6 protein-coding genes and 1 pseudogene are annotated in these 7,896 nt (G+C 60.5%); 3 read left to right on the forward strand and 4 right to left on the reverse strand.

What is annotated here, in order from left to right; translation table 11 throughout:
• Positions 1 to 13 precede the first annotated feature (13 nt).
• Complete coding sequence (gene recJ / locus AC1DLB_RS14775; RefSeq protein ID WP_477785187.1) at positions 14 to 1,615, forward strand: single-stranded-DNA-specific exonuclease RecJ; 1,602 nt, start codon at positions 14 to 16, stop codon at positions 1,613 to 1,615.
• Between the two features lie 229 nt (positions 1,616 to 1,844).
• Complete coding sequence (locus AC1DLB_RS14780; protein WP_018926696.1) at positions 1,845 to 2,951, forward strand: NADH:flavin oxidoreductase/NADH oxidase; 1,107 nt, start codon at positions 1,845 to 1,847, stop codon at positions 2,949 to 2,951.
• A 103-nt stretch (positions 2,952 to 3,054) separates the two neighbouring features.
• On the opposite strand, the gene AC1DLB_RS14785 is transcribed toward AC1DLB_RS14780, so the two are convergent.
• Positions 3,055 to 4,680: a glucan biosynthesis protein D gene (locus AC1DLB_RS14785; protein WP_310398371.1), complete on the reverse strand. Its 1,626-nt coding sequence runs from the start codon at positions 4,678 to 4,680 to the stop codon at positions 3,055 to 3,057.
• 410 nt (positions 4,681 to 5,090) lie between these two features.
• On the opposite strand from AC1DLB_RS14785, the gene AC1DLB_RS14790 reads away from it, so the two are divergent.
• On the forward strand, positions 5,091 to 5,276 hold the full coding sequence (locus AC1DLB_RS14790) for a hypothetical protein (protein ID WP_007940616.1): 186 nt from the start codon (positions 5,091 to 5,093) through the stop codon (positions 5,274 to 5,276).
• Between the two features lie 88 nt (positions 5,277 to 5,364).
• On the opposite strand, the gene AC1DLB_RS14795 is transcribed toward AC1DLB_RS14790, so the two are convergent.
• From AC1DLB_RS14795 to AC1DLB_RS14805, 3 genes and pseudogenes are all read right to left on the reverse strand, one after another.
• Entirely contained in the window at positions 5,365 to 6,789 is a 1,425-nt protein-coding gene (locus AC1DLB_RS14795) for a gamma-aminobutyraldehyde dehydrogenase (protein WP_086946354.1), read from the reverse strand.
• Between the two features lie 156 nt (positions 6,790 to 6,945).
• Positions 6,946 to 7,770 carry an ABC transporter permease gene (locus tag AC1DLB_RS14800; protein ID WP_019581623.1) on the reverse strand — a complete coding sequence of 275 codons (825 nt, stop codon included), beginning with the start codon at positions 7,768 to 7,770 and terminating at the stop codon, positions 6,946 to 6,948.
• Positions 7,760 to 7,896 (reverse strand): annotated as a pseudogene (locus tag AC1DLB_RS14805) (ABC transporter permease); the annotation flags it as partial. The pseudogene AC1DLB_RS14805 and the gene AC1DLB_RS14800, both read right to left, overlap by 11 nt.

Here is a 7,896-nt window from a genome sequence, read left to right on the forward strand (position 1 = left end):
GTCCGAGGCTGAACTGGACAAGAGCCTGGCGCGGCTGATTCCGTTCCAGCAGCTCAAGGGCATCGAGGCGGCGGTGGATTTGCTGGTAACGGCGCTGGAGCAGCGTCAGCGGATTCTGATCGTTGGCGACTTCGATGCCGATGGCGCGACGGCCAGTACCGTGGGCATGTTGGGGTTACGTCTGTTGGGCGCGGCGCATGTCGACTATCTGGTGCCAAACCGCTTCGAGTACGGCTACGGCCTGACCCCGGAAATCGTCGAAGTGGCGCTGACCCGCGAGCCGCAGTTGCTGATCACCGTGGACAATGGCATTTCCAGCGTCGAAGGCGTGGCAGCGGCGAAAAAGGCCGGACTCAAGGTGCTGGTCACCGATCACCACTTGCCCGGCGACGAGCTGCCGTTGGCCGATGCCATCGTCAATCCGAACCAGCCGGGTTGCGAGTTCCCGAGCAAAGCCCTGGCCGGTGTCGGGGTGATTTTCTATGTACTGATGGCCCTGCGCGCGCGCCTGCGCAGCCTGGGCTGGTACGAGAGCAAGCCGCAGCCGAACATTGGCGAATTGCTCGACCTGGTGGCGCTGGGCAGCGTCGCCGACGTGGTGCCGCTGGATGCCAACAACCGGATTCTGGTGCATCAGGGCCTGGAGCGAATTCGCGCCGGGCGTGCGCGGCCGGGGATCAAGGCGATCCTTGAAGTGGCCAAGCGTGATCATTCGCGCATCACCTCCACTGACCTGGGCTTTATCCTCGGCCCGCGTCTGAACGCGGCAGGGCGGCTGGATGACATGAGCCTGGGCATCGAGTGCCTGCTCACCGAAGACGCTGGCGCTGCCCGTGAAATGGCGGCTCAGCTGGATGGCATGAACCAGGACCGTAAATCCATCGAGCAGGGCATGCAGCGCGAGGCGCTGGCTCAGCTCAAGGATCTGCCGGTGGAATCGATGCCGTTCGGTCTGTGCCTGTTTGATCCCGAGTGGCACCAGGGGGTGATCGGTATCCTCGCCTCGCGTATGAAAGAGCGCTATTTCCGTCCGACTATCGCCTTTGCCGATGCTGGCGATGGCTTGCTCAAGGGCTCGGGGCGTTCGGTTCAGGGCTTTCACATTCGCGATGCCTTGAGCGTGGTCGCGGCGCAACATCCGAACCTGATCAGCAAATACGGCGGCCACGCCATGGCGGCCGGCCTGACCTTGCCGGAAGCGAATTTTCCGTTGTTCGCGCAAGCCTTCGACGCCGAAGTGCGCAGGCAAATGCGTGAAGAAGACCTGACCGGGCGACTGCTGTCGGACGGCACCCTGGCGGTCGAGGAGTTTCACCTGGAACTGGCCCGCGCCCTGCGCCACGCCGGGCCTTGGGGGCAACACTTTCCGGAGCCGTTGTTTCACGGGGTGTTCCAGTTGGTCGAGCAACGAGTCGTTGGCGAGCGGCACCTCAAAGTGGTGCTCAAGAGTGAATGCGGCTCGGTGAAGCTGGATGGCATCGCCTTCGGGATCGACCGGGACATCTGGCCGAATCCGACCATCAAGTGGGTCGAATTGGCCTACAAACTCGACCTCAACGAGTTTCGTGGGAACGAGACTGTGCAGTTGATGATTGCCCACATCGAACCGCGATAATGTCTAACTGCTGTTGTGGTTTTGGTTTGACCTCAAATTGGCGGTGTTTCATTTCTTGAACCCTCCCTGATCCCGCGATGTCGACTAGGCTCTAAGCACTGCTTGATTATCCTTGTGACGTCTTGTCGAATTTTTTGCCCGCGGGGGCGGGTGCTGCACCTTTTTCCTGTCACTCGTCGACTATTCAAACAGAACCCTGGAGCCTGCCCACTGATTTGAGAGGTGCCCCATGAGTCTGCTGCTTGAACCCTATACCCTTCGTCAATTGACCCTGCTTAACCGCATCGCGGTGTCACCGATGTGCCAGTACTCCAGCGTCGATGGGCTGGCTAATGACTGGCATCTGGTCCATCTCGGCAGCCGCGCGATCGGCGGCGCAGGTCTGGTATTCACCGAAGCCACGGCGGTCACCGCCGATGGGCGTATCACCGCCCAGGACCTAGGTCTCTGGAATGATCAACAGATCGAACCCTTGCAACGTATTACGCGTTTCATTGCCGCTCAGGGCGCCGTTGCCGGCATCCAGCTGGCCCATGCCGGGCGCAAGGCCAGCACGCATCGGCCGTGGCTGGGCAAGCATGGCAGCGTCAAACCGGAAGATGGCGGCTGGATTCCGGTCGGCCCTTCGCCGATCGCTTTCGACCCCCAGCACACACCACCCAAGCAGCTTAATGAAAGTGAGATCGCCGAGGTCGTCCAGGCTTTCGTCGATTCGGCCAAACGGGCGTTGATCGCCGGTTTCAAAGTGGTCGAAGTGCACGCCGCCCATGGGTATCTGCTGCATCAATTTCTTTCGCCCTTGAGCAATCAACGGCGCGATCAGTACGGTGGCTCATTCGAGAATCGTATTCGGCTGGTGCTGCAAGTCACCGAAGCGGTGCGGGCCGTGTGGCCTGAAGAGTTACCGGTGTTTGTGCGGGTTTCGGCCACCGACTGGGTGGAGGATGGCTGGAACCCCGACGAAACCGTGGAGCTGGCGCGACGCCTGAAAGACCTGGGTGTGGATCTGATTGATGTTTCGTCAGGTGGTACGGCGGTGAACGCCGAGATTCCTACAGGGCCCGGTTATCAGACCCGATTTGCTGAGCGGGTACGTAAAGAGTCGGGCATTGCCACCGGCACGGTAGGCATGATCACCGAGCCAGCCCAGGCCGAGCATATTCTGCGTACCTGTCAGGCCGACATCATCTTCCTCGCCCGGGAGTTGTTGCGTGATCCGTATTGGCCGCTGCATGCCGATGACGATCTGGGTGGGCACAAGGCGATCTGGCCGGCGCAATACCAACGGGCCACTCATCGTGACCAGCCGATTCATGAATCGGATTTGCGTGACTGAAGGCCGCTGTAAAAACGAAAAGCCCCGGTCGGGTTGACCGGGGCTTTTTGATTTCTGGTTCGGGATATTGGGCGGTTGTTCGGCCCGGACCCCGTCTAATACCTCAGGTGTACTTGCGCTTATCAGGCGCCGGCGGGAAATACTGGTACAGCCAGGTTTCACTCAACGTGCGGTCATTGGTGCGAATGAACAACCGCAGCTCCACCGGCGCCACGCTGTCATTGGTCGGATACCAGTCGAAGGTGATTCGGTAGCCCTTGATGTCATCGAGCACCAGCACATTGAAATCCTTCACCTGACCGTTCGAGCAGGTCACCACCGGTTCGATCCCCGCGCCTTCGGGCAAGCGGTCCAACCCGCCGCCGGTGAAGTCCACGGCAAAGCGGCGTGCCCAGACTTCAGGATAATGCTCACCCGGTGCCCAGCCTTCGACAAAGCCGCCCATGCCCGAACGGGTCGCGTTGACCCGTGCCAGCGGCGTACCCGTCGGTGGCAAGGCGCTCCAGTAGAGCTTGTAGCCGTAGTTCAGGGAGTCACCGGCGGCGACCGGTTTCTTCGGCGTCCAGAACGCGACGATGTTGTCCAGGGTTTCGCCGGTCGTAGGAATTTCCAGCAAATCGATAGAGCCTTCGCCCCACGCGGTTGTAGGTTCTACCCACAGGCTCGGGCGCTTGCTGTACCAGTCGACGGTGTCCTGATAACTGTCGAATTCATGGTCGGTCTGCACCAGGCCAAAGCCTTTCGGGTCGGTGTCGGCGAAGGCGTTGAATTGCAGGGTGGCCGGGTTGTTCAGCGGACGGCAGATCCACTCGCCGTTGCCACGCCACATGGCCAGGCGATCGGAGTCGTGGATTTGCGGGTGAATGGTGTCGCACATACGGCGTTCGTGGGTGCCGCAGCTGAACATGCTGGTCATCGGTGCGATGCCCAGTTGCTCGATGGCGGTGCGGGCATTGACGTGGGCGTCGACTTCCATCACCACGCGCTCGGCCTGGCAATCGATGTCAAAACGGTAGGCCCCGGTGGCGCTCGGCGAATCGAGCAGGGCGTACACCACGAAGCGGGTGCTGTCCTTGTCCGGTGTCTCGAACCAGAATTTGGTGAAGTCCGGGAATTCTTCACGCTTCTTGGCGTAGGTGTCGATTGCCAGGCCGCGGGCCGACAAACCGTACTGGCCGGTGGCGTCTACCGCACGGAAATAGCTGGCGCCGAGGAACGACAAGACGTCGTGCTGATCCAGCTCCGGGGCCTTGAACAGCTTGAACCCGGAAAATCCCAGGTCGCCCTTGAGCTGCTGGGTATCGACGGTGGTTTTTTCATAATTGAACAGCGACGGGTGGAAATGCACCTCGCGCGCCAGTCGAGTCTTGGGATCGACGCTGTACATGCGCACCGGCTGCTTGAAACCCATGCCGACGTGGAAGAACTGCACGTCCAGCTGACCTTTCAGATCCTTCCACAGCGAGTGATTGCCGTCGTAGCGGATCGCGTTGAAGTTCTGCGGCGTCATGGTTGCCAGCGTCGGCGGCAGCACCTGTTTGGTGTCCTGATACGGCTTGCCGGCGAGCTGTTTGGCCTGGCTCTTCAGCGCTTCGAAGTCGAACGCCTGGGCGTCGCCATCGGCAGTGCCACTGCCGGCCCAGGCGTTTGCGGCCAGCAGGCCGGTGGCCGAGAGACCGGTGTAAGCCGCGATGGCCATGGACGCTTTGAGCAAATTCCTGCGATGCATAAGTACAACCTGTCGTGAACAATCCCGCGCCGTTCCTGGCACGTGCTGGATCAGAAATAGCGGTTCGGACATGCCTTGGCCAAACACAACGGACTGTAAAGAGATGCCAAATAGCTTAAACCGTTCGATTACAGAGCAAAAATGATTGATAGCACCGCGACAGCGCGGCAATGAAACAAGACATGTCAGGTAACGTTTCTCACAGCGTTTTCTGATTTATAGGGCATATCTGCTTTTTTCGACTAATTACTCTAAAAACCGCTTTTCAGCGCCGATTTAATTTCTATTCTATGGGCATGACCGGTTTCGGCCCTTCAGGCCGGTGGGTTCAGTGCACACAAGACGGCCGCTGAAAGTGATAGGGCGATGCGGTTTTGCAGTTTTCTTTGACGTATAGAAGGACATCGTCCATGTCGAAAGTACAAGGCATCACTGAAATGTTAGGACTCTTTCCCTGCCTGGCCACCGGGCGGCGAAGGCGTCGTCTCAGTTCGGAGGAGTTGAAGTTGGTGGAGCGCTATCGCGAGCTGTCGGAGAGTGACCGGATTGCGATGCGCTATCTGGTGGATGCGATGAGGAGTGTTTCGCGGTTTTGAGGTACAAAGGCTTTGTCCGTTGAGCAAAAGATCGCGGCCTGCGGCAGCGCTTACAGGAGAACTGCCGCAGGCCGCGATCTTTTCGCTTTTAATGCTTGAACATCACATGCCGCACAACCGTGTAGTCCTCCAACCCATACATGGACATGTCCTTGCCATAACCGGACAGTTTCTGACCACCGTGCGGCATTTCGCTGACCAGCATGAAGTGGGTGTTCACCCAGGTGCAGCCGTACTGCAGGCGCGCAGACAGGCGATGGGCGCGGCCGACGTCCGAGGTCCAGACCGACGACGCCAGGCCGTAGTCCGAGTCGTTGGCCCAGGCCAGCGCCTGCGCTTCATCGGTGAATTTGGTTACCGATACCACCGGCCCGAACACTTCGCGGCGCACGATCTCGTCGTCCTGTTGTGCGTCGGCCAGCACCGTCGGTTCAAAGAAGAAGCCATTGCCTTCCACTGGCTTGCCGCCGGTGATCAACCGAATGTGCGGTTGCGCCATGGCCCGCTCGACAAACCCGGTTACGCGGTCACGATGTTGGGCGCTGATCAATGGGCCCAGCTCCGTCGACGGATCATCCTGCAAGCCGTACTTGAGGCTGCTGACCGCGGCGCCGAGCTTCTCGACGAAGGTGTCATAGATGCCTGCCTGAGCGTAGATGCGGCAAGCGGCAGTACAGTCCTGCCCGGCGTTGTAGAAACCGAAGGTGCGAATGCCTTCCACGGCGGCGTCGATGTCGGCATCGTCGAAGATGATCACCGGCGCCTTGCCGCCCAGTTCCATGTGCATGCGTTTGACGCTGCCGGCGGTGCTGGAAATGATGTTCGAGCCGGTAGCGATGGAGCCGGTCAGCGACACCATGCGCACTTTCGGGTGGGTGACCAGTGGGGTGCCAACGGAAGGACCACGACCGAACACCAGGTTAAGCACACCCGCCGGGAAAATCTCCGACGCCAGTTCGGCCAGGCGCAGGGCGGTCAGCGGGGTTTGTTCCGACGGCTTGAGCACCACGGTATTACCGGCGGCCAGGGCCGGGGCGACTTTCCAGGCGAGCATCATCAGCGGGTAGTTCCATGGCGCGATGGAGGCAATCACGCCGACCGGGTCGCGGCGGATCATCGAGGTGTGGCCGTGCAAGTATTCACCCCCCAGCGCACCGCTCATGCAACGGCTGGCCCCGGCGAAGAATCGGAACACGTCGGCAATCGCCGGGATCTCGTCGTTCAGCGCGGCGCTGTAGGGTTTGCCGCAGTTGTCCGACTCCAGTTTGGCCAGCTCTTCGCCATGGGCTTCGATGATGTCGGCGAGTTTGAGCAGCAACAGCGAGCGTTCTTTCGGCGTGGTTTGCGACCAGCCTTCGAAGGCGCTATCGGCGGCGCGCACGGCGGCGTCGACCTGGGCTTCGCTGGCTTCGTTGATTTCCACCAGTACGCGACCGAGGGCCGGGTTGAACACGGCTTGGGCGGGGCCGTCGCCGGCGACCAGTTGGCCATTGATCAAGAGTTTGGTTTGCATGGCTTTGTCCTCCGAAGCTGTTGTTTTCCCTCTGTGGAAACCGAATCTCTGTAGGAGCGAGGCTTGCCCGCGAAGCTTTTGACGTTCTTGAGGACGCCTTCGGGCAAGCCTCGCTCCTACAGAATCCGCTTTCCACATTGGGAAATGAGTTGTCAGTTATTTTCCGCCACTACCCGCAACACTCTCCCCACCACGGGTCAGGTAATACGCGCCGAGAATCGGCAACATGGTCACCATCATGACCAGCATCGCCACGACGTTGGTCACCGGCACGTCCCGAGGGCGGCTGAGCTGGTTGAGCAGCCACAACGGCAAGGTGCGTTCGTGGCCGGCGGTGAAGGTGGTGACGATGATTTCGTCGAACGACAGGGCAAACGCCAGCATGCCGCCAGCCAGCAACGCCGAGCCGAGGTTCGGCAGGACGATGTAGCGGAAGGTCTGCCAGCCGTCGGCGCCGAGGTCCATCGACGCTTCGATCAAACTGTAGGACGTGCGGCGCAATCGGGCGATGACGTTGTTGTAGACGATCACCACGCAGAAGGTCGCGTGACCGATCACGATGGTGAATACCCCCGGCTCGATCCCCAGGGTCTTGAAGGTCGCCAGCAGCGCGATCCCGGTGATGATCCCCGGCAATGCAATCGGCAGGATCAGCATCAGCGAAATACCTTGCTTGCCGAAGAAGTCCCGCCGGTACAACGCCGCCGAGGCGAGGGTGCCGAGGATCAGCGCAATCAGCGTGGCGATGGCGGCGATCTGCAGTGACAGCTTGATCGCCTCCAGTACGTCGGGCCGCGAGAACGCCACGGCGATCCACTTCAGGGTGAAGCCCTTGGGCGGAAAGCTGAACGCCGCGTCTTCGGTGTTGAAGGCATAGAGGAAGATGATCAGGATCGGGAAGTGCAAGAACAGCAACCCGCCCCAGGCGGCGATGCGCAGGCCCAGGGATGCCCGGTCTTGAGAGGAAGCGTCAGAGCGCATCGAAGGCCCCCAGGCGTTTGACGATGGACAGGTAAATGGCGATCAGCACGATCGGCACCAGCGTGAAGGCCGCCGCCATCGGCATGTTGCCGATCGCCCCTTGCTGGGCGTAGACCATGCTGCCGA

The organism is Pseudomonas sp. 05N434 (assembly GCF_056396965.1).

Excerpts from the sequence above, each read along its gene's own strand:
- AC1DLB_RS14785 (WP_310398371.1), bottom strand. The coding sequence starts at position 4,680 with ATGCATCGCAGGAATTTGCTCAAAGCGTCCATGGCCATCGCGGCTTAC.
- AC1DLB_RS14790 (WP_007940616.1), top strand. The coding sequence starts at position 5,091 with ATGTCGAAAGTACAAGGCATCACTGAAATGTTAGGACTCTTTCCCTGC.
- AC1DLB_RS14800 (WP_019581623.1), bottom strand. The coding sequence starts at position 7,770 with ATGCGCTCTGACGCTTCCTCTCAAGACCGGGCATCCCTGGGCCTGCGC.
- AC1DLB_RS14780 (WP_018926696.1), top strand. The coding sequence starts at position 1,845 with ATGAGTCTGCTGCTTGAACCCTATACCCTTCGTCAATTGACCCTGCTT.
- AC1DLB_RS14795 (WP_086946354.1), bottom strand. The coding sequence starts at position 6,789 with ATGCAAACCAAACTCTTGATCAATGGCCAACTGGTCGCCGGCGACGGC.